24 protein-coding genes are annotated in these 23,935 nt (G+C 59.9%); 14 read left to right on the forward strand and 10 right to left on the reverse strand.

All coding sequences use genetic code 11. From position 1 onward, the window contains the following. Positions 1 to 93: 93 nt before the first annotated feature. The 6 genes from FEM54_RS02215 to trpE all read left to right on the forward strand — a co-directional run bounded on the left by FEM54_RS02215 (position 94) and on the right by trpE (position 6,631). Positions 94 to 1,326 (forward strand): ABC transporter permease, encoded by a 1,233-nt coding sequence (locus FEM54_RS02215; RefSeq protein ID WP_017138074.1) that lies wholly within the window; start codon positions 94 to 96, stop codon positions 1,324 to 1,326. A gap of 12 nt (positions 1,327 to 1,338) precedes the next feature. Next, on the forward strand, positions 1,339 to 2,163 hold the full coding sequence (locus FEM54_RS02220; protein WP_017138075.1) for an ABC transporter permease: 825 nt from the start codon (positions 1,339 to 1,341) through the stop codon (positions 2,161 to 2,163). Between the two features lie 196 nt (positions 2,164 to 2,359). Further along, complete coding sequence (locus FEM54_RS02225; protein ID WP_017138076.1) at positions 2,360 to 3,508, forward strand: iron-containing alcohol dehydrogenase; 1,149 nt, start codon at positions 2,360 to 2,362, stop codon at positions 3,506 to 3,508. An 83-nt stretch (positions 3,509 to 3,591) separates the two neighbouring features. Beyond that, positions 3,592 to 4,266 carry a ribulose-phosphate 3-epimerase gene (gene rpe, locus FEM54_RS02230; RefSeq protein WP_017138077.1) on the forward strand — a complete coding sequence of 225 codons (675 nt, stop codon included), beginning with the start codon at positions 3,592 to 3,594 and terminating at the stop codon, positions 4,264 to 4,266. Beyond that, positions 4,263 to 5,081: a phosphoglycolate phosphatase gene (locus FEM54_RS02235; protein WP_138449307.1), complete on the forward strand. Its 819-nt coding sequence runs from the start codon at positions 4,263 to 4,265 to the stop codon at positions 5,079 to 5,081. Before rpe ends, FEM54_RS02235 begins: the two co-directional genes overlap by 4 nt. 68 nt (positions 5,082 to 5,149) lie before the next feature. Continuing rightward, entirely contained in the window at positions 5,150 to 6,631 is a 1,482-nt protein-coding gene (gene trpE / locus FEM54_RS02240; RefSeq protein ID WP_017138079.1) for an anthranilate synthase component I, read from the forward strand. Between the two features lie 75 nt (positions 6,632 to 6,706). Here trpE and estP read toward each other — a convergent pair whose 3' ends face one another. Continuing rightward, complete coding sequence (gene estP, locus FEM54_RS02245) at positions 6,707 to 8,629, reverse strand: esterase EstP (protein WP_138449309.1); 1,923 nt, start codon at positions 8,627 to 8,629, stop codon at positions 6,707 to 6,709. Between the two features lie 421 nt (positions 8,630 to 9,050). Here estP and FEM54_RS02250 point away from each other — a divergent pair, with 421 nt between their 5' ends. From FEM54_RS02250 to FEM54_RS02265, 4 genes are all read left to right on the forward strand, one after another. Next, the gene (locus FEM54_RS02250; RefSeq protein WP_053258301.1) at positions 9,051 to 9,644 is read left to right on the forward strand and encodes an aminodeoxychorismate/anthranilate synthase component II; all 594 of its coding nucleotides are present in this window, start codon (positions 9,051 to 9,053) and stop codon (positions 9,642 to 9,644) included. 9 nt (positions 9,645 to 9,653) lie between these two features. Further along, positions 9,654 to 10,703, forward strand: a complete 1,050-nt coding sequence (gene trpD / locus FEM54_RS02255; protein WP_138449311.1) for an anthranilate phosphoribosyltransferase — start codon at positions 9,654 to 9,656, stop codon at positions 10,701 to 10,703. Continuing rightward, a complete protein-coding gene (trpC, locus tag FEM54_RS02260) occupies positions 10,700 to 11,536 on the forward strand; it encodes an indole-3-glycerol phosphate synthase TrpC (protein ID WP_017138083.1) in 837 nt (278 codons plus the stop codon). Before trpD ends, trpC begins: the two co-directional genes overlap by 4 nt. A gap of 97 nt (positions 11,537 to 11,633) precedes the next feature. After that, a complete protein-coding gene (locus FEM54_RS02265) occupies positions 11,634 to 12,329 on the forward strand; it encodes a lipoate--protein ligase family protein (protein ID WP_099550430.1) in 696 nt (231 codons plus the stop codon). On the opposite strand, the gene crp is transcribed toward FEM54_RS02265, so the two are convergent. Beyond that, positions 12,326 to 12,970 (reverse strand): cAMP-activated global transcriptional regulator CRP, encoded by a 645-nt coding sequence (crp, locus tag FEM54_RS02270; RefSeq protein ID WP_138449313.1) that lies wholly within the window; start codon positions 12,968 to 12,970, stop codon positions 12,326 to 12,328. The genes FEM54_RS02265 and crp overlap by 4 nt on opposite strands. A 247-nt stretch (positions 12,971 to 13,217) precedes the next feature. Between crp and FEM54_RS02275 the strand changes: the two genes are divergently transcribed. Continuing rightward, positions 13,218 to 13,640 (forward strand): OsmC family protein, encoded by a 423-nt coding sequence (locus tag FEM54_RS02275; protein ID WP_017138086.1) that lies wholly within the window; start codon positions 13,218 to 13,220, stop codon positions 13,638 to 13,640. A 60-nt stretch (positions 13,641 to 13,700) separates the two neighbouring features. Here the strand turns inward: FEM54_RS02275 and coq7 are convergent, their stop codons facing one another. From coq7 to hemJ, 6 genes are all read right to left on the reverse strand, one after another. After that, entirely contained in the window at positions 13,701 to 14,348 is a 648-nt protein-coding gene (gene coq7 / locus FEM54_RS02280; protein WP_017138087.1) for a 2-polyprenyl-3-methyl-6-methoxy-1,4-benzoquinone monooxygenase, read from the reverse strand. Positions 14,349 to 14,485: 137 nt separating this feature from the next. Next, positions 14,486 to 14,824 (reverse strand): histidine triad nucleotide-binding protein, encoded by a 339-nt coding sequence (locus tag FEM54_RS02285; RefSeq protein WP_003210943.1) that lies wholly within the window; start codon positions 14,822 to 14,824, stop codon positions 14,486 to 14,488. Positions 14,825 to 14,870: 46 nt separating this feature from the next. Beyond that, entirely contained in the window at positions 14,871 to 15,659 is a 789-nt protein-coding gene (locus tag FEM54_RS02290) for an SDR family NAD(P)-dependent oxidoreductase (RefSeq protein WP_138449315.1), read from the reverse strand. Positions 15,660 to 15,723: 64 nt separating this feature from the next. Next, positions 15,724 to 16,689, reverse strand: coding sequence for a DUF805 domain-containing protein (locus tag FEM54_RS02295; protein ID WP_138449317.1), 966 nt, complete (start codon positions 16,687 to 16,689; stop codon positions 15,724 to 15,726). 72 nt (positions 16,690 to 16,761) lie between these two features. Further along, positions 16,762 to 17,724 carry an NAD(P)H-dependent flavin oxidoreductase gene (locus FEM54_RS02300; protein WP_138449319.1) on the reverse strand — a complete coding sequence of 321 codons (963 nt, stop codon included), beginning with the start codon at positions 17,722 to 17,724 and terminating at the stop codon, positions 16,762 to 16,764. Between the two features lie 24 nt (positions 17,725 to 17,748). After that, positions 17,749 to 18,177, reverse strand: coding sequence for a protoporphyrinogen oxidase HemJ (gene hemJ / locus FEM54_RS02305; RefSeq protein ID WP_017138091.1), 429 nt, complete (start codon positions 18,175 to 18,177; stop codon positions 17,749 to 17,751). A 136-nt stretch (positions 18,178 to 18,313) separates the two neighbouring features. Between hemJ and argC the strand changes: the two genes are divergently transcribed. Together argC and erpA are read left to right on the forward strand one after the other, a co-directional pair. Beyond that, positions 18,314 to 19,348 (forward strand): N-acetyl-gamma-glutamyl-phosphate reductase, encoded by a 1,035-nt coding sequence (gene argC, locus FEM54_RS02310; protein ID WP_017138092.1) that lies wholly within the window; start codon positions 18,314 to 18,316, stop codon positions 19,346 to 19,348. 165 nt (positions 19,349 to 19,513) lie between these two features. Continuing rightward, positions 19,514 to 19,864 (forward strand): iron-sulfur cluster insertion protein ErpA, encoded by a 351-nt coding sequence (gene erpA / locus FEM54_RS02315; protein ID WP_003176443.1) that lies wholly within the window; start codon positions 19,514 to 19,516, stop codon positions 19,862 to 19,864. A 78-nt stretch (positions 19,865 to 19,942) separates the two neighbouring features. Here the strand turns inward: erpA and FEM54_RS02320 are convergent, their stop codons facing one another. Continuing rightward, entirely contained in the window at positions 19,943 to 21,034 is a 1,092-nt protein-coding gene (locus FEM54_RS02320) for an anhydro-N-acetylmuramic acid kinase (RefSeq protein ID WP_138449321.1), read from the reverse strand. A 3-nt stretch (positions 21,035 to 21,037) separates the two neighbouring features. Continuing rightward, positions 21,038 to 22,450 (reverse strand): peptidoglycan DD-metalloendopeptidase family protein, encoded by a 1,413-nt coding sequence (locus FEM54_RS02325; RefSeq protein ID WP_017138095.1) that lies wholly within the window; start codon positions 22,448 to 22,450, stop codon positions 21,038 to 21,040. Between the two features lie 209 nt (positions 22,451 to 22,659). Here FEM54_RS02325 and tyrS point away from each other — a divergent pair, with 209 nt between their 5' ends. Beyond that, a complete protein-coding gene (tyrS, locus tag FEM54_RS02330) occupies positions 22,660 to 23,859 on the forward strand; it encodes a tyrosine--tRNA ligase (protein WP_138449323.1) in 1,200 nt (399 codons plus the stop codon). The last annotated feature ends 76 nt before the right edge of the window (positions 23,860 to 23,935 follow it).

A 23,935-nucleotide genomic window follows, 5' to 3' on the forward strand; every position in this document is an offset into this window, starting at 1 on the left:
GAGTGACACCGAGGCGATCCCATCGCAGGCAAGCCAGCTCCCACAAAAAAGCACCGCTCACAGGGAACTCTTAGAAGATTTCCGGAGTTTGCCATGGTTATCGCCATTCCCAGCCCCACCCTCAAGCAGCGCCTGGCGCGTGCCGAGCGGCTCAATCGCTGGAAGGCCCAGGCCTTGATTGCGCCGCTGGTGCTGTTTTTGCTGCTGGTGTTCCTGGTGCCGATTGTTGCGCTGCTTTACAAAAGCGTCGGCAACCCGGAAGTGGTGGGCGGTTTGCCGCGTACCGTGGTGGCGGTCAAGACCTGGGACGGTCGCGGCCTGCCGGGTGAACCGGTGTATCAGGCGCTCAGCGAAGACCTGGGTGAAGCGCGTAAAAACCAGACGCTGGGCGACTTGTCCAAACGCTTGAACATGGAACTGGCCGGCTACCGCAGCCTGTTGACCAAAACCGCGCGGGCGCTGCCGTTTACCGAAGCGCCCGCCTCTTATAAGGAAGCGTTGGAAAACCTCGACGAACGCTGGGGCGACCCGGCGTACTGGCAGGCGATCCGGCGTAATACCAGCAGCCTCACGCCGTACTACCTGCTGGCGGCTGTCGATCACCGTATCAATGACCTTGGCGAAGTGGCCCCGGCCACGCCTGACCAGGCCATCTACCTGGACATCTTCGCCCGCACGTTCTGGATGGGCTTGGTGATTACCTTCATCTGCCTGCTGCTGGCCTACCCGTTGGCCTATTTGCTGGCCAACCTCCCGGCACGCAAAAGTAACCTGCTGATGATTCTGGTATTGCTGCCGTTCTGGACCTCAATCCTGGTAAGGGTGGCGGCGTGGATTGTATTGCTGCAGTCCGGTGGGTTGATCAACAGCGCATTGATGGGCATGGGGCTGATCGATAAACCCATGGAGCTGGTGTTTAACCGCACCGGGGTTTACATCTCGATGGTGCACATCCTGTTGCCCTTCATGATTTTGCCGATTTACAGCGTGATGAAAGGCATCTCGCCCACGTATATGCGTGCAGCGATTTCCCTGGGTTGCCACCCGTTTGCCAGTTTCTGGCGTGTGTACTTCCCGCAGACTTATGCCGGTGTCGGCGCCGGTTGCCTGCTGGTGTTTATCCTGGCGATTGGTTACTACATCACCCCGGCGCTGCTCGGCAGCCCGAACGACCAGATGGTCAGCTATTTCGTCGCGTTCTACACCAACACCAGCATCAATTGGGGTATGGCCACGGCGCTGGGCGGCTTGCTGCTGCTGGCGACCGTCGTGCTGTACCTGATCTACAACCGTCTGGTCGGCGCCAGTCGCCTGCGCCTGAGCTGAGGAGAGTTGGCGATGCTGAGCCCTTATATGTCACCCGTGGAGCGGGTGTGGTTCTACAGCTTGCGGATCCTGTGTGGCTTGATCCTGCTGTTCCTGATCTTGCCGGTGCTGGTGATTATCCCGCTGTCGTTCAACAGCGGCAGTTTCCTGGTGTACCCGCTGCAAGGCTTCTCGCTGCACTGGTATCAGGACTTCTTCGCCTCGGCCGAGTGGATGCGTGCATTGAAGAACAGCATCATTGTGGCCCCGGCGGCCACGGTGCTGGCGATGGTGTTCGGTACGCTGGCGGCGATTGGCCTGACGCGCGGCAACTTTCCCGGCAAGGCGTTGGTCATGGCCTTGGTGATTTCGCCGATGGTGGTGCCTGTGGTGATCATTGGCGTGGCCAGCTATCTGTTCTTTGCGCCACTGGGGCTGGGCAACAGCTTCCTCTCGCTGATTGTGGTACATGCCGTGCTGGGTGTGCCGTTTGTGATCATCACCGTGTCGGCCACGTTGCAGGGCTTCAACCACAACCTGGTGCGGGCGGCGGCCAGCCTGGGCGCCTCGCCGCTGACCGCGTTTCGCCGTGTGACCTTGCCGTTGATCGCGCCTGGGGTGATTTCCGGGGCATTGTTTGCCTTCTCGACGTCCTTTGATGAAGTGGTAGTGACGCTGTTTCTCGCCGGCCCCGAGCAAGCGACTTTGCCGCGCCAGATGTTCAGCGGCATCCGCGAAAATTTAAGCCCGACGATTGCCGCAGCGGCAACCTTGCTGATTGCGTTCTCGGTGCTGCTGTTGCTGACCCTTGAGTGGCTGCGAGGCCGCAGCGAGAAACTGCGCACCGCGCAAGTCTAAAGGTCGAAACCGGATCAAATGTGGGAGCTGGCTTGCCTGCGATAGCATCAACTCGGTATGTCAGGAAAACCGAGGCGGTCGCATCGCAGGCAAGCCAGCTCCCACACCGACCGAGCCATTCAGTGCGTGAATGCTGGGCAACCTGAAATACCCGGCTATTCTTGTGCCAGCCCATCATTAATAAGAGGCCGCGCACATGAGTACTTCCTCATTCAAGATCGCCCACAAACTGCTGACCGGCGCTGGCGCCATCGAACAACTGGCCGCCGAGCTCACGCGTCTTGATGTGGATAACCCGTTGATCGTTACCGATGCCGCGCTGGTCAAGTCCGGCACCGTGGCGCTGGCGCTCGAGCACCTGGGCGAGCGCACTTATGAGATTTTCGACCGTGTGCTGCCCGACCCGGAAATCGCGATCGTCGAGGACTGCATGCGCGTGTACCGCGAGGGCGGGCATGACGGCCTGATCGGCGTGGGCGGTGGCAGTGCCATCGACATCGCCAAGAGTGTCGCGGCCTATGCCGGTTACCACGGCGCGCTGGCGGACTTGTTCGGCGTCGACCAGGTGCCGCGCAAAGGCCCGCCGCTGATCGCCATCCCGACCACGGCCGGCACCGGTTCGGAGGTGACCAATGTGGCGATTCTCTCCGACAAGGCCGCACAACTGAAAAAAGGCATCGTCAGCGATTACTTATTGCCGGATGTTGCGCTGATCAGCCCGCAAATGACCCTCACGTGCCCGCGCAGTGTCACCGCCGCCAGTGGCGTGGATGCGCTGGTGCATGCCATCGAGTCCTACCTGTCGCTGAATGCCTCGCCGATCACTGACGCGCTGGCCATCGGCGCGATCAAACTGATTGCCAATGCGCTGCCCAAGGCCTACGCCAACCCTGCCAACCTGCAGGCCCGCGATGATATGGCCACCGCCAGCCTGATGGCCGGCATGGCGTTCGGCAATGCTGGCGTCGGTGCAGTGCATGCCTTGGCGTACCCGCTGGGCGGGCGATTCAATATTGCTCACGGCGTGAGCAATGCGCTGTTGCTGCCCTACGTGATGCACTGGAACAAACTGGCCTGCGTGGAGCGCATGCAGGACATTGCCCAAGCCATGGGCGTGAATACCGCCGGGCTCAGCGTCAACGACGCCGCCGATCAGGCGGTCGAGGCGATGACGCGGCTATGTGCCGCCGTGGAAATCCCGGCAGGGCTGCGCAGCTTTGGTGTGCCGGAAGACGCGATCCCCGCCATGGCGACGGAAGCCGCGGGCATTGAACGCCTGATGCGCAACAACCCGCGCAAGCTCAGCGCGGCGGATATCGAGAAAATCTACCGGGCGGCTTACTGACCATTGAGTTAGGTCACGGTGTGCTGGGTAAAGCATGAGGTATACAATGCGCGCCATCGTGATTTAGCTCAAAAAGGTGCGTCATGCAGCCCTTCGTTATCGCTCCATCGATTCTCTCCGCCGACTTCGCCCGCCTGGGTGAGGAAGTGGACAAGGTATTGGCCGCCGGTGCCGACTTCGTGCACTTCGATGTCATGGACAACCACTATGTGCCCAACCTGACTATCGGCCCGATGGTCTGCGCGGCACTGCGCAAGTACGGCATCACTGCGCCGATCGATGCGCACTTGATGGTCAGCCCGGTGGATCGCATCGTCGGTGACTTCATCGAGGCCGGTGCCACCTACATCACCTTCCACCCGGAAGCCACGCTGCACGTCGACCGCACCCTGCAACTGATCCGCGAAGGCGGTTGCAAGGCCGGCCTGGTGTTCAACCCGGCCACGCCGTTGAGCGTGCTGGAGTACGTGATGGACAAGGTCGACATGGTCTTGCTGATGAGCGTCAACCCGGGCTTCGGCGGGCAGAAGTTCATCCCCGGCACGCTGAACAAGCTGCGCGAAGCCCGTGCGCTGATCGATGCGTCGGGCCGTGATATCCGCCTGGAAATCGACGGTGGGGTCAACGTCAACAATATTCGCGAAATCGCCGCCGCTGGCGCTGACACCTTTGTGGCTGGCTCGGCGATCTTCAACGCCCCCAACTACCAGGAAGTCATCGACAAGATGCGGGCCGAACTGGCGCTGGCGCGTCCATGAGCGGTTTTGAGCAGTTGTTCCCCGGCAAACTGCCACGGCTGGTGATGTTCGATCTGGACGGTACGTTGATCGATTCGGTGCCAGACCTGGCGGCGGCGGTGGACGAGATGCTGCTCAAGCTGGGGCGAAAGCCGGCGGGCATCGAGGCGGTGCGTGAGTGGGTCGGCAACGGCGCGCAGATGCTGGTGCGCCGGGCCTTGGCCAACCATATTGATGCCGAAGGTGTGGATGAGGTTGAGGCCGAGCACGCCCTGGAACTCTTCAATGTTGCCTATGAAAGCAGCCATGAGCTCACCGTGGTTTACCCCGGCGTGCGCGATACGCTCAAGTGGCTGCACAAGCAAGGCGTGGAGATGGCGCTGATCACCAACAAGCCGGAGCGCTTTGTCGCGCCGCTGTTGGACCAGATGAAAATCGGCCGGTATTTCCGCTGGATCATCGGCGGCGACACCTTGCCGCAGAAAAAGCCTGACCCGGCGGCGCTGTTCTTCGTAATGAAAATGGCCAATATCCCGGCCTCGCAATCGTTGTTTGTCGGCGATTCGCGCAGTGATGTGCTGGCCGCCAAAGCCGCTGGCGTGCAGTGTGTGGCGCTGAGCTACGGCTACAACCATGGCCGGCCGATCGCCGAAGAATCGCCGGCGCTGGTCATTGATGATCTGCGACTGCTAATCCCCGGTTGCTTGGGAGCGGGCGCTGAGATAACGTTGCCCGACATCGAATCAACCCCTTCTGGAAATTCCATCGTGGTGGTCACTCGCAAACTCTGGATGAAAGTCATCAAGGCCCTGGCCCGCTGGCGTTGGCGCGCCTGACTGATCCTGGCCGCGTTGCGGCACGTTTGCACACCTGACCGTTTGACCCTCAAGCCACGAGGCACCTCATGATCCGCGAAGAATTCCTGCGTTTGGCCACTGCCGGCTATAACCGTATCCCCATGGCCTGCGAAACCCTGGCTGACTTCGATACGCCGCTGTCGATCTACCTCAAACTGGCCGACAAGCCCAATTCCTACCTGCTCGAATCGGTGCAGGGCGGCGAGAAGTGGGGCCGTTACTCGATCATCGGCCTGCCGTGCCGCACCGTGCTGCGTGTGCATGACCACCATGTGAGCATCACCCATGATGGCGTCGAGATCGAAAGCCATGACGTGGAAGACCCGCTGGCGTTCGTCGAAACCTTCAAGGCGCGCTACAACGTGCCGACCATTCCCGGCCTGCCGCGTTTCAACGGTGGCCTGGTGGGGTATTTCGGCTACGACTGCGTGCGCTACGTAGAAAAACGCCTGGGCAAATGCCCGAACCCGGACCCGCTGGGCGTGCCGGACATTCTGCTGATGGTCTCCGACGCGGTGGTGGTGTTCGACAACCTCGCCGGCAAGATGCACGCGATTGTCCTCGCCGACCCGTCCCAGGCCGATGCCTTCGAGCAAGGCCAGGCTAGCCTTGAGGCATTGCTGGAGAAACTGCGTCAGCCGATCACCCCACGCCGTGGCCTGGACCTCAGCCGTCCGCCGGCCGCCGACCCGATCTTTCGTTCAAGCTTTACCCAGGATGACTACGAGCGCGCGGTCGACACCATCAAGGAATACATCCTTGCCGGTGACTGCATGCAGGTAGTGCCGTCGCAACGCATGTCCATCGACTTCAAGGCGGCGCCAATTGATCTGTACCGCGCGCTGCGGTGCTTCAACCCGACGCCGTACATGTACTTCTTCAACTTCGGCGACTTCCACGTGGTGGGTAGCTCGCCGGAAGTGCTGGTGCGGGTCGAAGACAACCTGATCACCGTGCGCCCGATAGCCGGCACACGCCCGCGTGGCGCGACCGAAGAGGCCGACCTGGCGCTGGAAGAAGACCTGCTGAGTGACGACAAGGAAATTGCCGAACACTTGATGCTGATCGACCTGGGCCGCAACGACACCGGGCGGGTTTCGGAAATCGGTTCGGTGAAGCTCACCGAGAAGATGGTCATCGAGCGGTATTCCAACGTGATGCACATTGTGTCCAACGTCACCGGCGAGCTGAAAGCCGGGTTGACCGCGATGGACGCACTGCGGGCGATTCTGCCGGCGGGCACTTTGTCGGGCGCGCCGAAGATTCGCGCGATGGAGATCATCGACGAACTGGAGCCGGTCAAGCGTGGTGTGTATGGCGGCGCCGTGGGATATTTCGCCTGGAACGGCAATATGGACACTGCGATTGCGATCCGCACCGCCGTGATCAAGGACGGCGAGCTGCATGTGCAGGCGGGTGGCGGGATTGTGGCTGACTCGGTGCCGGCCCTGGAATGGGAAGAAACCCTGAACAAACGCCGCGCGATGTTCCGGGCGGTGGCGTTGGCAGAGCAAACGCCGCAAAGCTAAAGTCAGACATTGGATAACCTGTGGGAGCAGGCAAGCCAGCTCCCACAGTTGTTTTGTGGGGCGTTTAAGATCCGCTTAGAAATCCAGACTCACCCCCACACTGACGCCTTGCTGGGTAAAGCTGTCATCCTTCCTCACGTTATACGCCGCCCGTAGCGCCAGCTCCTGAGTCAGCTTGTGGCTGACCCCCAGACTCAATCGGTCCGAATTGCTGCGCGGCGTGTAGCCGTCCAGCTTGAAGTCGATGCCTGGCACGCTGTTGAGCGACATCTTTACCTTCTGGGTGTCGTTTTCGAACTCATGCTCGTGGGCCACTTCGCCAAACACTTGGGTTTGCGGCGTAATCCGGTAGCTGCCCTGCAGGCCGACGCCCAGGCGTTTGGAGTCGCGTTGCTGGTCATCGAAGGTCAGCGCGGTGGAGCGGTTGTCCTTTTCCGAATAACCATCGACTTCGACCCGCGAATAGTCCGCGCTGATGAACGGTGACAAATGCCAGTCGCTGCCGGCGCCGGCAATGTCATAACCCAAACGGCCGCTCAAGGCCCAGAGCCAGCCATCGGTGTCGCCTTTTTCGGCGCCTTCGCTGACGCCCAGGGCGAACTTGCGCTTGAGGCTGTCGAAGTCCAGCTTGCCGCCGGTCAACGCCGCATCGGCCCACCAATGGTTTTGCTGATATTGCGCAAAGGCCGTGCCCATGTAGCTGTTGAGCTTGTAGTCCGAATCGCGGGCGCCGGCTTCGAGTGTCTGGCGATACAAGCCGGCGGCCACGCCGACGCGCCAGTTTTCGTCGAGGCGATAGCTGCCGCCGACGTTCACGTTGTAGCCACTGCCGTCGCCGCTGGCCGAACTGCGTTGATCATCAAAGTCCAAATGCTGGCCACCACCGGCGACAATCGCGCGCCATTGGCCGACGGCCTGCCAGTTGCCATTGTCGGCTTGCCACTGGTTGCGCAGCTCATCCTGGTGGGCGCGCAAGGTGCCCTGGGCCATCTCCGGCAGCAAGGTCACTTCCCACGGCGCGGCGAGCAGCGAGTAGGCGTAGTCGGCGATCAACTGTTGCCCGGCGATGGTGGGGTGCACCGAGTCGTTATAGATCAGCTTGGTCGGGTCCGGGGTGGCGCCGCCAATGCCATACACCGGGTTGGCGGTGCAGCCGTTGCCGCTGAAGCAGGTGCCTGTGAGGTTTTGCCCGGTGGCCAGGCCAAAGCGCGCAGGGTTGGCGAAGGTTTCATTGAGCAGTAACGGGATGTTCAGCGGGATGACCTGGGCGTCGATCTGCGACAGGCGCTGCACCAGCGCCTGGTTGAAAATGCTGCTCAGGGCCGAGCTGGCGCCTTGCGCGGGCGTGCCGTTGATGGCGGGTGTCAAGCCCAGGTCGGGCAGCATCCACACCATGATGTAGCGCGCGCCGGCCTGTTGCAGGGCTTGGGCGCTGTCGGCCAGGCGCCCGCCGGCGGCCACGGCCTGGCCCGGGCTGAGGACGCGTCCTTGCAGAAAGTCATTGCCGCCACCGGATAGGAAATACAACGCGTTCGGGTCAGCCCGCCCGCCGTTGGCCGGCAGATAACCCTGACGGCTGCGCAGTACGGTGCCACCACCGGCGTTGCCGGGCGGGATCGCCGCATTGGAGACCGAGGTGATGGAGTCCAGGATATTGTCGGTACGGTAGCCGCCGACCGCCCAGTTATTACCATCCGGCAAACCTTGGGCGGCACGTACCGGCGAGGTTGAGGCGTTCAGGTCGTTGGGTGCCACGCCCAGCTTGCCGCCCAAAAGCGTAGATGACACCAGGCCATAATCGCCCTGGAATGTCGGCCCGGTGCGGTTGGTAAAGCGCAAGGTGGCGCCGGCCGAGCCATCGGGGAACTGGCCGGCGTCGGCCAGGCTGTCGCCGAACACGACCATGGTTGAGTAAGGTGAAGGTGCTGCAAACGCCTGCGCGCAGGCCAGTGACAGGAGGCAGCCGGCAAGGGGCGCAAAAAACGGTGGTCTGAGCATGCGAAATTCCATTTAGTTGTTTTTGTGTCGGAAGCGAAACACTAGCAATGTAGTGAGGGTTTTATTCGAAGAAAACAGTTTTTTCTTACAAATACTCGGTGGTGACTCCCGGAATCGCTGCTCCATATTGCACCGCTGGCGAGGCTACGTTACTGTGCCTGAACGTATGAATGAGACCCTCCCCGTGTTGATCATCAGCAAACTCTTGATGCGAGTAGTCAAGGCACACGCCCGTTGGCGTTGGCGCGCCTGACATTTTTCTCTGCCGGCTCGGCCGGACCTGTACCGATTTGCCTTCTTCACCCTTTGTTTGACGCCCCTTGCCGGCTCACCCCGGCAACCGGAACGTGCGTCTGGCAGCGGGACACTCTCTTGGAAGGCGGTCATTCGAAATCAGTGAATTCAAGAGGTTTGAACCCACATGTTGCTGATGATTGATAACTACGATTCCTTTACCTACAACGTTGTGCAGTACCTGGGCGAGCTGGGTGCCGAGGTTAAGGTGGTGCGCAACGACGAACTGACGGTCGCCGAAATCGCCGCCCTGAACCCGGAGCGCATCGTGGTTTCGCCTGGCCCGTGCACGCCGACCGAAGCGGGCATCTCCCTCGAAGCCATCCAGTATTTCGCCGGTAAATTGCCGATCCTGGGCGTGTGCCTGGGTCACCAGTCCATCGGCCAGGCGTTTGGTGGTGACGTGGTGCGTGCGCGCCAAGTGATGCATGGCAAAACCAGCCCGGTGTTCCATAAAGACCTCGGCGTATTCCACGGCCTCAACCTACCGGTGACAGTCACTCGCTACCACTCGCTGGTGGTCAAGCGTGAAACCCTGCCCGAGTGCCTGGAGCTGACCGCCTGGACTCAGTTGGAAGACGGCTCGGTCGACGAGATCATGGGCCTGCGTCACAAGACACTGAATATCGAAGGGGTGCAATTTCACCCCGAATCAATCCTGACCGAGCAGGGCTACGAGCTGTTCGCCAACTTTCTCAAGCAGAGCGGCGGCACGCGCTAAGGACTTTCCATGGATATCAAGACTGCCCTGAGCCGTATCGTCGGCCATCTGGACCTGAGCACCGCTGAAATGAGCGATGTGATGCGCGAGATCATGACTGGCCAATGCACTGACGCGCAGATCGGCGCGTTCATGATGGCGATGCGCATGAAGAGCGAGAGCATCGACGAAATCGTCGGCGCCGTGTCAGTGATGCGTGAGCTGGTCGACAAGGTTGAGCTCAAGACCCTCGACGGCGTGGTCGATGTGGTCGGCACCGGAGGCGACGGTGCGAATATTTTCAACGTGTCGACGGCTTCCTCCTTTGTGGTGGCGGCAGCCGGTTGCACCGTGGCCAAGCACGGTAACCGTGCGGTGTCGGGCAAAAGCGGCAGCGCCGACTTGCTGGAGGCGGCTGGTATTTATCTGAACCTGACGCCGGTGCAAGTGGCGCGCTGCATCGACAGCGTGGGCATTGGCTTCATGTTTGCCCAGTCCCACCACGGCGCCATGAAACACGCCGCCGGCCCGCGCAAGGACCTTGGCCTGCGCACCCTGTTCAACATGCTCGGCCCGCTTACGAATCCGGCTGGCGTGAAACATCAGGTGGTCGGTGTGTTCAGCCAGGCGCTGTGCCGGCCGTTGGCCGAAGTGTTGCAGCGTCTGGGCAGCAAGCACGTGCTGGTGGTGCATTCCAAGGATGGCCTGGACGAATTCAGCCTGGCGGCACCGACCTTCGTGGCGGAGCTGAAGAATGACCAGGTCAGCGAATATTGGGTCGAGCCCGAAGACCTCGGCATGAGAAGCCAAAGCTTGCATGGCCTGTCGGTGGAAAGCCCGGCGGCCTCGCTGGAGTTGATCCGTGATGCCTTGGGGCGCCGTAAGACAGAAAACGGCCAGAAAGCCGCAGAAATGATTGTTCTGAATGCTGGCGCGGCACTTTACGCGGCGGACCACGCCTATAGTCTTAAGGAAGGTGTCGCCTTGGCCCACGATGCGTTGCACACCGGTCTGGCTCGCGAAAAGCTCGAAGAACTGGGAGCCTTTACCGCTGTGTTCAAAATGGAGAATGAAGGATGAGTGTCCCGACCGTTCTGGAAAAAATCCTCGCGCGCAAGGCTGAAGAGGTGGCCGAGCGCCGTGCCCGTGTGAGCCTGGCTGAGCTGGAGGGCTTGGCAAAAAGCGCCGACGCGCCGCGTGGTTTTGCCGCTGCGCTGATCAAGCAGGCGAAGGAAAAACAGCCTGCCGTGATTGCCGAGATCAAAAAAGCTTCGCCCAGCAAAGGCGTGATTCGCGAAGTTTTCATTCCTGAAGACATTGCCAAGAGCTATGAGAAGGGCGGCGCAACCTGCCTGTCCGTGTTGACCGATATCGACTTCTTCCAGGGTTCCGACCTGTTCCTGCAACAGGCCCGCGCCGCGTGCAAGTTGCCGGTGATCCGCAAGGACTTCATGGTTGACCCGTACCAGATCGTCGAAGCCCGCGCCTTGGGCGCCGATTGCGTGCTGCTGATCGTCTCCGCGCTGGACGACGTGAAGATGGCCGAGCTGGCGGCCGTGGCCAAAAGCGTAGGCCTGGACGTACTGGTAGAAGTGCACGATGGCGATGAGCTGGAGCGCGCGCTGAAAACCCTCGACACGCCGTTGGTGGGGGTTAATAACCGTAACCTGCACACCTTTGAAGTCAGCCTGGAAAATACCCTCGACCTGTTGCCGCGTATTCCGCGTGATCGGTTGGTGATTACCGAGAGCGGCATCGTCAACCGCGCCGACGTAGAGCTGATGGAAATCAGCGGTGTGTTTTCGTTCCTGGTGGGTGAGACATTTATGCGCGCCGAGAACCCAGGTGCGGAATTGCAGCGTCTGTTCTTTCCGGAGCGTGGCGTAGCGGTGAGTGGTTCGACCCTCGACTGATTTGAAATACGGTAAACATGTGGGAGCTGGCTTGTGTGGGAGCAGGCAAGCCAGATCCCACATTTGATTTGTGTCTATTTAGAGAAGTAGGTGTCCGATGATCGAGCCGGTGTCGATGACAGTTGAAGCAGGGCTTGCCGCCGAGCAAGACTTGCTCGCGGCCGTTTGCGCCGGTGAACAGGAATTCGGGCTACTGTTCTGGCAGCCAAATGACCAGGCTTTGGTGATGCCGCGCCGTTTGAGCCGCTTGCCGGCTTTTGACGCGGCCAGCCAGGTTTCGGCTGCTGCCGGTTGGCCGGTGCTACTGCGCGAGACCGGCGGAGAGCCGGTGCCGCAGTCGGCCGCCACGGTCAATATCGCGCTGGTTTACGCGCCGCCACGCAGCGAAGGTGATCAAGGCCGCATCGAAACCGGTTATCAGCGTTTGTGCCAGCCGATCTGTGATTTGCTGATTGAGTTGGGCGGTGACGCTTCTGTTGGCGAAATCGACGGCGCCTTCTGCGACGGTCGCTATAACGTCAACCTCAACGGCCGCAAGATGGTCGGCACTGCCCAGCGCTGGCGACAAAGTGGCGGCCGCCCGGTAGGTTTGGTGCACGGTGCATTGTTGCTGGATAACGACCGCGATGAGCTGATTGCGGCGGTCAATCGTTTCAATGAGGCCTGCGGCCTCGATCAGCGGGTGCGTGCCGACAGCCATATCGCGTTGCACGAAGCCTTTCCCGCACCGGATGCCATCACCCGACTGGACGCGTTGTACCGTCAGATGCTGGCCGGATTCCTGCCGGCTTAACGCGTACCGAACACCACCATCGTCTTGCCTTTGACGTGTACCAGGTTGCGTTCTTCCAGGTCCTTGAGCACACGACCGACCATTTCCCGCGAGCACCCGACGATGCGTCCGATCTCCTGGCGCGTGACCTTGATCTGCATGCCGTCGGGGTGGGTCATGGCGTCGGGCTGTTTGCACAGTTCCAGCAGGCAACGGGCTACGCGGCCGGTGACATCAAAGAACGCCAGGTCACCCACTTTGCGCGTGGTGTCGCGCAAGCGCTGGGCAATCTGACCGCTTAAGGCGTAGAGAATGTCGGGATCATGTTGGGCCAGTTCGCGAAACTTGGCATAGCTGATCTCGGCGACTTCACACTCAACCTTGGCCCGCACCCAGGCACTGCGCTCCTGCTCTTTGCCCGCTTGTTCAAACAGCCCCAGCTCACCGAAGAAATCCCCGGTATTGAGGTACGCGATGATCATCTCGCGGCCGTCTTCATCTTCAATCAGGATGGTGACCGAGCCCTTGATAATGAAGAACAGCGTCTCGGAGCGTTCGCCTGCGCAAATGATGTTGTGCTTGGCCGGGTAACGCCGGCGCAGGCAATGCATCAACAATTTGTCGAGGTTCTTGATCTTGGGTGTGGGAGCAAGAGCAACCATGGTTGTATCCCGAAAAGACTGCACGGTGTGGTTGGAATTATTTTTATCCAGCGGTAATGGCATTGATACACGCTGTACAAAGGATGGCAATGCGCCATTGAATTGGCGCCAGCTTAACAGACACATTCTGCCTCGATTAAGGAATTTAGCGGGCAAACGTTGTCATTGATCGTTTTCATACCGGGCGCTGCGGGTTCAAGACCCTGTGCTAAGCTGGCGACCCTTTTTTAGCAGTGGAGTCTGGGCGATGAAGGCACGCATCCAATGGGCGGGCGAGGCCATGTTCCTCGGTGAGTCGGGCAGTGGCCATGTGGTAGTTATGGACGGCCCGCCGGACGCCGGTGGCCGTAACCTGGGTGTACGCCCGATGGAAATGCTCCTGCTCGGTGTTGGCGGTTGCAGCAATTTCGACGTGGTCAGCATCTTGAAGAAGTCCCGCCAGGCCGTCGAAAGCTGCGAAGCCTTCCTGGAAGCGGAGCGGGCCACTGAAGACCCCAAGGTGTTTACCAAGATCCACATGCATTTCGTGGTCAAGGGCCGGGCGTTGAAGGAAGCTCAGGTCAAGCGTGCCATCGAGCTGTCGGCCGAGAAGTATTGCTCTGCATCGATCATGCTTGGCGCGGCCGGCGTGGCCATCACCCATGATTACGAGATTATCGAGCTGGGTTGATTGCCAGTCGACAATAGAAAAGGGCGCCTGTTGAGGGCGCCCTTTTTTGTGCGGCATTGTTTAAATTCGATAGGTGCTTTTGGTCATGACCTTGGCCAGTACGCTCATGCCAAACCTCACGGGCGCCGGGAAGCGGAAGCCGCCTGCATCCAGTGCGCTTTCTGCGTGGTGTTCTTCATCAATGCGCATCTGTTCAAGAATCGCCCGCGACTTTTCGTCTTCGGCCGGCAGTTGTTCCAGGTGTTCATCCAGGTGTTTGCACACCTGATGCTCGGTCGCAGCCACAAAACCGAGGCTGACCTTGTCGCTGATCAGGCCGGCAGCGGCGCCGATACCGAACGACAAACCATAAAACAGTGGGTTGAGCACGCTGGGATGGCTACCGAGCTGGCGAATGCGCTGCTCGCACCAGGCCAGGTGGTCGATTTCTTCTTCGGCCGCATGTTCCATCGCTGCGCGTACTTGCGGCAGCTTGGCGGTCAGCGCCTGGCCTTGATACAGCGCCTGGGCACAGACTTCACCGGTGTGGTTGATGCGCATCAGGCCGGCGACGTGGCGGGTGTCGGTCTCGCTCATCTGCGCGTCGGGCTGCACGATGGCGGGCGAAGGCCGGTACGGTTGGCCGCTGAAGGGCAGCAGTGTGCGCATGGCCATGTCGGCTTGCAGCAACAGACGGTCAATCGGCGAGTAGTGACGTTGGGTAGTCATGCTGACCTCCGGGAAGAATCTCGGCGGCCAGTTTACCGCAAGAGAAGGCGATGCGTTTGCGCTGTGTCAATTTGCCCCTGTGGCGAGGGAGCTTGCTCCCGCCCGACGGCGTAGCCGTCGCAAACTCCCCGCAACAATCAGCCCGGCGGCCAGTTCATCTGGCGCTGACCCAGCACGTGCATATGGATGTGATAAACAGTCTGCCCGCCATCCTCGTTGCAGTTCATCACCACGCGAAAGCCCTTCTCGCAGCCTTGCTCTACGGCCAGCCGTTGAGCGGTGAACAGAATATGGCCAGCGAGGGCTTTGTCTTCTTCGGTGAGGTCGTTGAGGGTACGGATCGGCTTTTTCGGAATGACCAGAAAATGCACGGGTGCCATTGGGGCAATATCGTGGAAGGCGAGGACTTGGTCATCTTCATAGATGATCTTCGCAGGTATTTCTCTGTTGATGATCTTGGTGAACAGAGTATCCACAGCTGTTTCTCCATTATGAAAGTGTAGAACGAGTGTACCGAGGCCGTCAGCGCGGGCAATAGGCCTTGTTGATGGCGCCGGCAATCTTGCGGGTCAGCCAGCGTGGGCTCAAGCGCGGGCTGAAGGCCAGCCAGCGGTTGCGTCGCCCGGGAATAATGATGGCTTTGTTCTTTTCCAGCGCGCGCACGGTGTAGAGCGCCACTTCTTCCGGGCTCATCAGTTGACCGCTGCGGTCGAGCTTGGCGGTGTCCATTTGCGCGGTGCCGAAAAATGCCGTGCGCGTGGGGCCGGGACACAGCACCGAGACCTTGATACCGCAGGTCTTCAACTCTTCGCGCAAGCCTTCGGAGAAGTGCAGCACATACGCCTTGCTGGCGTAATAGCTGCTCATCCAGGGGCCGGGCTGGAAGGCTGCGACCGAGGCCACGTTGAGAATCTGCCCGCCGCCATGCAGCGCCATGGCGTTGCCTAGGGCGTGGCACATGCGGGTGAGGGCCAGGATGTTGACTTCGATCAGGTCCTGCTCGGTCATCCAGTCCTGGGCAAGGAACGGCCCGCTGGTGCCCATGCCGGCACAGTTGACCAGCAGGTCGATCTGCCGCTCGCCTTCTTCAAGTTCCAGCAGGAACCCGGACAAACGCAGGGGTTCGCCCAGGTCGCAGGCACGAAACAGCACCTCGACGCCGAAGCGCTGAGTCAATTCAATTGCAATGCTTTCCAACTGATCACGCTGGCGGGCCACCAGAATCAAGCTGCGGCCGCGACGGGCCAGTGCTTCGGCCAAAGCCAGGCCGATGCCACTGGAGGCGCCGGTGATCAGAGCGTAACGGGCCATGCCTTTCTCCATCGCAACGCCGCCGAGCCTGTGACAGAGGCATCACAGGCGGCGGGGCGTTTCTTCACTGTTCTGGAGAGTCTACAGGTTCGGCTGCGTCCTCAGCACTTTGCACGCTTTCTTCTTCATCTACGGTGACGCTTTGATCGGTGGCGTCATCGGCGGTGATGGAGCTGCTTTCGTAGCTGCTGTCCATATTGGCTTCGAGTTGGTTCAGGTAGCCGTTCATGCCCAGCGTCACCACAATGGCGAGCATCACCGGAATAAACGCCAGCCACAGGGTCGCCAACACTTTGACTGCCGTGGAGTTGCGCGGCGGCGGTGGGCCATATTGGTTGGCGCCTGCATTGCCCGGCAATACCAGCAGCAAGATTGGGAAGATGCTGTTGACCACTGGCACAAGGTTGAGGAAGTACAGCCAGCCGGACCAGCCCAGGTCGTGCAGGCGTTGCACACCGATTTGCACGCTCACCCACACCAGTGCAACAAACAAGGCCAAGCCCAGCAGCACCCCGAGGATGGTGCCGGCAGTCGGCGAGGCGGTTGCGACGGCAAAGCTCGCGGTACTGATGATGCCACCGGCCACCAACAGCGCCAGGGTCAATACCAGTGTCCAGGCCAGATAACGCAAGCGGCCGATGCGACCGTGGATGGTGAACACTTTAAGGGTTGAGTATTCCTCGGTGTACTCACCCACGGCAGCACGCGGTGGTGCATAGGGCGAAGCCGCAGGGCGCGAGAAGTCTGCAGTGCTGGCGTCGGTTTCGTGGGTTTCGGCCAGGTTGAAGGTTACCGGCTGCTCGGCTTCGATACGGGCATCGATGCCGGCGTTTTTCAGCGCTGTAAGGTAGGTTTCGGCATCGGCACGGGAAAGGTCGCGCTTGAGTGCGACCGGGCGGCCGGTGAAAAGCTTTTCGATGGCTGCCACATCACTTTTGAACAGCTCGGCGAGGTTCAGCTTGGCGGTGGTGCTTTCGACACCCGGGAGCAGGGCTCCGTCAAACACAATCTTGAAACGGCTGTCGCTCATGCGGGCATCCTTGTCACTTGTTCAGGGAGGGGGTTTGCAGGCCTGCACACATGGGCAGGCCTGCTATTGAGTTTAACGGGGCCAGCGCAACTGCGCTGCCTTCTCGCGTGCCTTGCGGTATTCGGCATCCAGGCGGGCAATCAGTTCATCGACGCTGGGCAAATCATCAATCTGGCCTACACCTTGGCCGGCTGACCATACGGTTTTCCAGGCCTTGGCCTCATCGCTTAACGGCTTGAGCTTGGAGCCGAAGTTGACTTCGCCTTTGCCCTGCAGGGCGGCGAGGTCGAAACCGGCGTTTTCCAAACTCTGGCGCATGAAGCTTGCGGGTACGCCGGACACCGCAGGAGTGTGCACGATGTCGGCGGCGCGCGATGTGAGCAGCATCTCTTTATAGGCGTCCGGGGCGTGGCTTTCGGTGGTGCCGATAAAGCGCGTGCCGAAATACGCCAGGTCTGCGCCCAGCAGTTGGGCTGCGAGTATCTCATGCCCATGGTTGAGGCAGCCGGCCAACAGCAGGGTTTTATCAAAGAACTGGCGAATCTCGGCGATCAGCGCGAACGGGCTCCAGGTACCGGCATGGCCACCGGCGCCCGCTGCCACGGCGATCAGGCCGTCAACACCGGCTTCTGCGGCTTTCTCGGCATGTCGGCGGGTGGTGACGTCGTGAAACACCAGGCCACCGTAGCTGTGGACCGCATCCACCAGCTCCTTGACCGCGCCCAGGCTGGTGATGACGATCGGCACCTTGTGCTCGACGCAGATCGCCAGGTCGGCCTCAAGCCTTGGGTTGCTGTTATGCACGATCAGGTTGACGGCATAGGGCGCGGGGTTGTCCAGCTGTGCCAGGCCCGCTTCGATTTCCTCCAGCCAGGCCTTGAAACCGCTGCTTTCGCGCTGGTTAAGTGCCGGGAAACTCCCAACCACGCCATTGCGACAGCACGCCAGCACGAGTTGCGGGTTGGAAATCAGAAACATCGGCGCAGCCACCACGGGTAGGCGCAGACGTTGTTCGAGCGAAGCGGGCAGTGACATTGGAGGTTCCCCGAGTAATTGAAATTAGAACGGTTTGACCACGACCAAAATTACGATAGCCAGCAATATCAGAACCGGCACTTCATTGAACCAGCGATAAAAGACATGGCTGCGGGTATTTTCGCCACGGGCGAAACGTTTTACTTGGGCGCCGCACATATGGTGGTAGCCGATCAGCAGCACCACCAGGGTAAGTTTGGCGTGGATCCAGGCACCGGATTGAAAAATGGCCGGGTTCAGGTAGATCAGCCAGCCGCCGAATATCAGGGTAGCGATCATTGCCGGCCCCATGATGCCGCGGTACAGCTTGCGCTCCATGACGCTGAAGCGTTCTTTGCTGACGGTGTCCTCACTTTGCGCGTGGTAGACGAACAGGCGTGGCAGGTAAAACAGCCCGGCAAACCAGCAGACGATACTGACGATATGGAAGGCTTTGATCCATAGATAGAGCATTTCTAGTTATTCCCAGGTTCACGGTAACTGAAGATAGTAGTGGCTCATGCGCCTGTACGTCACGTTGACGGTTGTCGCAGGACGATACGGCCCCTATTATCGACGGCTTTCCAGTGGGTTCGTTGAGGGCAGGTTTATGGTCAAGGTCGGTATCGTCGGCGGCACGGGTTACACCGGTGTCGAATTGCTGCGTCTGTTGGCTCAGCATCCGCAAGCTGAGGTGGTGGTCATCACTTCCCGATCCGAGGCCGGGTTGGCCGTGGCCGATATGTACCCGAACCTGCGAGGCCACTATGACGGCCTGGCGTTCAGCGTGCCGGACATCAAGACCCTGGGCGCGTGCGATGTGGTGTTCTTCGCCACGCCTCACGGGGTTGCGCATGCACTGGCCGGCGAATTGCTGGCGGCGGGTACCAAGGTCATCGACCTGTCAGCCGACTTCCGCTTGCAGGACGCCGATGAGTGGGCCAAGTGGTACGGCCAGCCACACGGCGCGCCTGAGTTGCTGGAAGAGGCGGTGTACGGTCTGCCGGAAGTCAATCGTGAGCAAATCAAGCAAGCACGCCTGATTGCTGTGCCAGGTTGCTATCCGACCGCAACGCAGCTGGGGTTCCTGCCGTTGCTGGAAGCGGGTCTGGCCGACACTTCGCGCTTGATCGCCGACTGCAAGTCGGGTGTGAGTGGCGCCGGCCGTGGTGCAGCTGTAGGTTCGCTGTACTCCGAGACGTCGGAAAGCATGAAGGCCTACGCGGTTAAAGGGCATCGTCACTTGCCGGAAATTCGCCAGGGGCTGCGCCGCGCGGCCGGTAAAGACGTGGGCCTGACCTTCGTGCCGCACCTGACGCCGATGATTCGTGGCATTCACTCCACGCTCTACGCCACTGTTGTCGACCGTTCGGTAGACCTGCAGGCGCTGTTCGAAAAGCGTTATGCCAATGAACCGTTCGTCGATGTGATGCCGGCCGGCAGCCACCCGGAAACCCGTAGCGTGCGCGGTGCGAACGTATGTCGCATTGCCGTGCACCGTCCACAGGATGGCGATTTGGTGGTGGTGTTGTCGGTAATCGATAACCTGGTCAAGGGCGCGTCGGGCCAGGCGGTGCAGAACCTGAACATCCTTTTCGGCCTGGACGAGAAGCTGGGCCTGTCCCACGCGGGCATGCTGCCTTAAGGCGGTTTAGCGGTTAAGCAAAAGGCCCGTTGATCGGGCCTTTTGTGTTTTTAATGGCGGCAGCGCAGATTGATATACCGTAACAATAGTTGACCGCTTTTCTAGGAGAAGCGGATAATGCCCGCCATTACGCATATGGCGGCGCTACGCCGGGAGATTATCAGCATGAGCGTTGAATCCTTCACCCCCACGGCTTTGCAATTCACCCACGGTGCTGCGCACAAGGTGAAGAGCCTGGTCGATGAAGAGGGTAATGATCGCTTGAAGCTGCGCGTATTCGTTACGGGCGGCGGTTGTTCAGGGTTTCAGTACGGTTTTACCTTCGATGAAGATGTGGCCGACGATGACACCATCGTCGAGCGCGAGGGCGTCAGCCTGGTCGTGGACCCGATGAGCTTCCAATACCTGGCGGGTGCCGAGGTGGATTATCAGGAAGGTCTGGAAGGGTCGCGTTTCGTGATCAAGAACCCTAATGCCACCACGACCTGTGGTTGCGGGTCTTCGTTCTCGATCTGATCAGCAGCCTGATCTTCAGCAAATAAAAAAACGCCGCTTGGCTTTGATAGGCCAAGCGGCGTTTTGCTGCCTGCAGGTTTACGCTGGATAGATCGCGCCTAATACCCGAAGCCCACGCGCGCCAGTGACACTTGGGCGGTTGGCGGCGATGCCCTCAAGGCAGCAATGGGCCAGCCAGGCGAAGGCCATGGCTTCAACCCAATCGGGGTCCACGCCGTAAGTGGCGGTGCTGCTGACCTGAGTGGACGGCAACAACGCTGCCAAGCGCTTCATCAGCGTGGCGTTATGCGCGCCGCCGCCACAGACCAGCAGGGTTTCGGTGTCGGTTTGTGCGGATTGCAGGGACTCGACGATGGTCAGCGCGGTCAGTTCAAGCAGGGTCGCTTGCACATTCTCTGCCTGAAACGCTGGCAATCTGGCCAGGTGGTGTTGCAGCCATCCCAGGTTGAATACTTCGCGGCCAGTGCTTTTCGGGCCTTTGGTCAGGAAGAACGGGTCGCTGAGCAGAGCGTTGAGTAGTGCAGGCTCGACCTGGCCACCGGCCGCCCATTGGCCATCGCGATCAAAGTGCTCGCCACGCTGATTGTGGATCCACGCATCCAGCAGCACGTTGCCCGGGCCGCAATCGAAGCCAGCTACGGGCTTGTCGGTCTCGATCAGGCTGAGATTGCTGAAGCCGCCGACATTCAGCACGGCGCGGTTGCCGGCACGTTCGCCGAACAAGGCTTCATGAAAGGCGGGCACCAAGGGGGCGCCTTGACCGCCGGCGGCCACATCGCGGCTGCGGAAATCACTGACGACGGTAATGCTCGTCAGCTCTGTGAGCAGGGCAGGGTTGCCGATTTGAACGGTAAAGCCTCGAGCGGGTTCATGGCGGATCGTCTGGCCGTGGCTGCCGATCGCGCGTATGTCCTGAGGCTTGAGGGCGTGTTGTTCCAGTAAGGCATGGATGCCTTTGGCCGCCAGTGTCACCCAGTGTTGCTGGGCGAGCGCCGAACGGGCGATCTCATCCGGGCCGCTGGCGCACAGGCTTAACAGCTCAGTGCGCAGATCGTCCGGCATGGGGATGTAGTGCGTGCCGATCAAGTTGATCGCCGGGTTCTGTTCGATCAGGGCGATATCCAGGCCATCAAGACTGGTCCCGGACATCACACCTATATAGAGCGCCATACCTTAGCGCTTCGCCGAGGCCAGCAGGGTGGAGCGCTCCTGGTCCATGCGTGCCATCAATGGCTGGCTTTGTTGCAGGAAGCGCGCGCGCTCGGCTTTGGCTATCGGGTCGGCCATTGGCAGCTTTTGGCCCAGTGGGTCGACGTGGACGCCGTTCACCTGGAACTCATAGTGCAAATGCGGGCCGGTGGACAGGCCGGTGGTGCCGATATAGCCGATAACCTGGCCCTGCTTCACGTTGCTGCCGGTCGAAACGCCTTTGGCGAACCCCTGCATGTGGCCATAGAGGGTACGGTAGGTATTGCCGTGCTGGATGATCACGGTATTGCCGTAGCCACCGCGGCGGCCGGCGAGCAACACTTTGCCATCACCGGCGGCCTTGATCGGCGTACCACGAGGGGCGGCATAGTCGACGCCTTTGTGGGCGCGGATCTTGTTGAGGATCGGGTGCTTGCGGCCCATGGAGAAGCGCGAACTGATGCGGGCAAAGTCCACCGGCGTGCGGATGAAGGCTTTGCGCATGCTGTTGCCATCGGCGGTGTAGTAGCTGGTGTTGCCTTGTTTGTTGGTGTAGCGCACTGCGGTGTAGGTCTTGCCACGGTTGGTAAACCGCGCAGATAGAATCGCACCGGTCCCGACGACTTTGCCGTTGGCGACTTTCTGCTCGTAAATCACGTCAAATTCGTCACCCTGACGGATGTCCTGGGCGAAGTCGATGTCGTAGCCAAACACGCTGGCCATGTCCATGGTCATGCTGTGGGACAAGCCGGCACGCGCAGCCGACTGTGACAGCGAACTGTTGATGACGCCATGCACGTAGGCGGAGCGCGTCACCGGCTTGGTGGTGATGCGGTTGAACGCAAAGCCTTTGGTGCCTTTAGTCAGGGCAATGCTTTCTAGGTCGCTGACAGTGCTATGCAGGCTTTTGAGCTGACCGTCGGCAGCCAATTCGAATTCAAGCTTCTGGCCATGTTTGAGCTGGGTGAATTGTTTGGCTTGTTTATCGCTGGCCAACACCTCATTAACCGTAGCAGCGGGCAGACCAACCTTTTCAAACAGCGTTGAAAGGGTGTCGCCTTTGGCGACGGTCACTTCGCGGTGCAGCGGATTTTTTGGAGTGACTGGCGCAGGCGGCTCCTGAGTCGCCTGCCGGGTGTCTTCCGGGGTGGTTTCTATCTGTGCAAATGGAGATTCTGTCGGTGCGTTTGTGGCTTGTTGTGCGTCGGAAGCGTCTTGATCTTGTGTCAGTTGTTCAACTGGACTTTCCAGGTCAAGGCTCAGGGATGTTCGTTTGGCTTCTACGTCACTGGAAGGGAATACCAGGAGTGCCAGGCTGAGAAGGGCGGCGATACCACTTGCGGCGAGCAGGTGGGTCTTCGGGTAAAGCGGCGGCGCTTTAGACGGTTCTGTGGTCATAGGTAATTTTGACTTTGAAGATGAAATGGAAAAGATGAATGACATGATGAAGATGAAATAACTGTATAAAATATAACCAAATCATCTGTGGCGCAAGCTCGCGAACGCTGGGCTTGCTGAACGGTGTCCGTGCGCGGGACAAAACTTGTAATTAGTCCCTGATCTTGTATGGTTGGTTCCCTTTTGAATCTGAGCCTTGCGGGTCTGTTATGAAGTCGGTTGAAGAGCAGCTAGCGCTGATAAAACGTGGTGCGGAAGAACTGTTGGTCGAGGCCGAGCTGATCGAAAAGCTCAAGCGTGGCCAACCCCTGCGTATTAAGGCTGGCTTCGATCCGACCGCGCCGGATCTGCACCTGGGTCATACCGTGCTTATTAATAAGCTGCGCCAGTTCCAGGAGCTGGGGCATCAAGTCATCTTCCTTATAGGTGACTTCACCGGGATGATCGGTGATCCGAGCGGCAAAAGCGCAACGCGTCCGCCGCTGACCCGTGAGCAGGTTCTCGATAATGCCGAGACCTACAAGACTCAAGTGTTCAAGATTCTTGATCCGGCCAAGACCGAGGTGGCGTTCAACTCCACCTGGATGGATCAGATGGGGCCGGCCGACTTCATTCGCCTGACTTCCCAATACACCGTGGCACGCATGCTTGAGCGTGATGACTTCGATAAGCGTTATTCCACCAATCAGCCGATCGCGATTCACGAGTTCCTCTACCCGCTGGTGCAGGGCTATGACTCGGTGGCATTGCGCGCGGACGTCGAGCTGGGCGGCACTGACCAGAAGTTCAACCTGCTGATGGGGCGCGAGCTGCAGCGTGCGTATGGGCAAGAAGCTCAGTGCATTCTGACCATGCCGTTGCTGGAAGGGTTGGATGGCGTCAAGAAGATGTCCAAGTCCCTGGGTAACTACGTCGGTATCCAGGAAGCGCCGGGTGTGATGTACGGCAAGCTTGTGTCGATTCCTGATGCGCTGATGTGGCGTTATTTCGAGCTGTTGAGCTTCCGCTCGATGGATGAGATCAATGCGTTGCGCGCTGAAGTCGAGGCGGGTGCGAACCCTCGTGACGTGAAGATCAAGTTGGCGGAAGAGATCGTCGCGCGCTTCCATGGTGAAGAGGCTGCGGCCAGTGCTCACCGCGCGGCTGGTAACCGCATGAAGGATGGCGAGCTGCCGGATGATCTGCCAGAGATCGAATTGGCTGCGGCTGAGGCGATGCCGATTGCTGCTGTACTTAATAAGGTGGGCCTGGTTAAGAACTCCGCGGTCGCGCGCGACCTGTTGGGTTCCGGTGGTGTGCGTATAGATGGTGAGGTTGTCGATCGCACCTTTATCTACGAGCTGGGCGCTACCCACGTTTGTCAGGCTGGAAAGAAGGCATTTGCGCGTATTACGCTCAAAGCCGAATAAAACTGAAATGAGGGATTGACGGCGTTTTATATCTGTCTATAATTCGCCCCACTTCCGGCGCAGTCGAAACGGAAAA

The sequence above is a fragment of the Pseudomonas edaphica genome (assembly GCF_005863185.1).
In the GTDB taxonomy this organism is placed as follows: domain Bacteria; phylum Pseudomonadota; class Gammaproteobacteria; order Pseudomonadales; family Pseudomonadaceae; genus Aquipseudomonas; species Aquipseudomonas edaphica.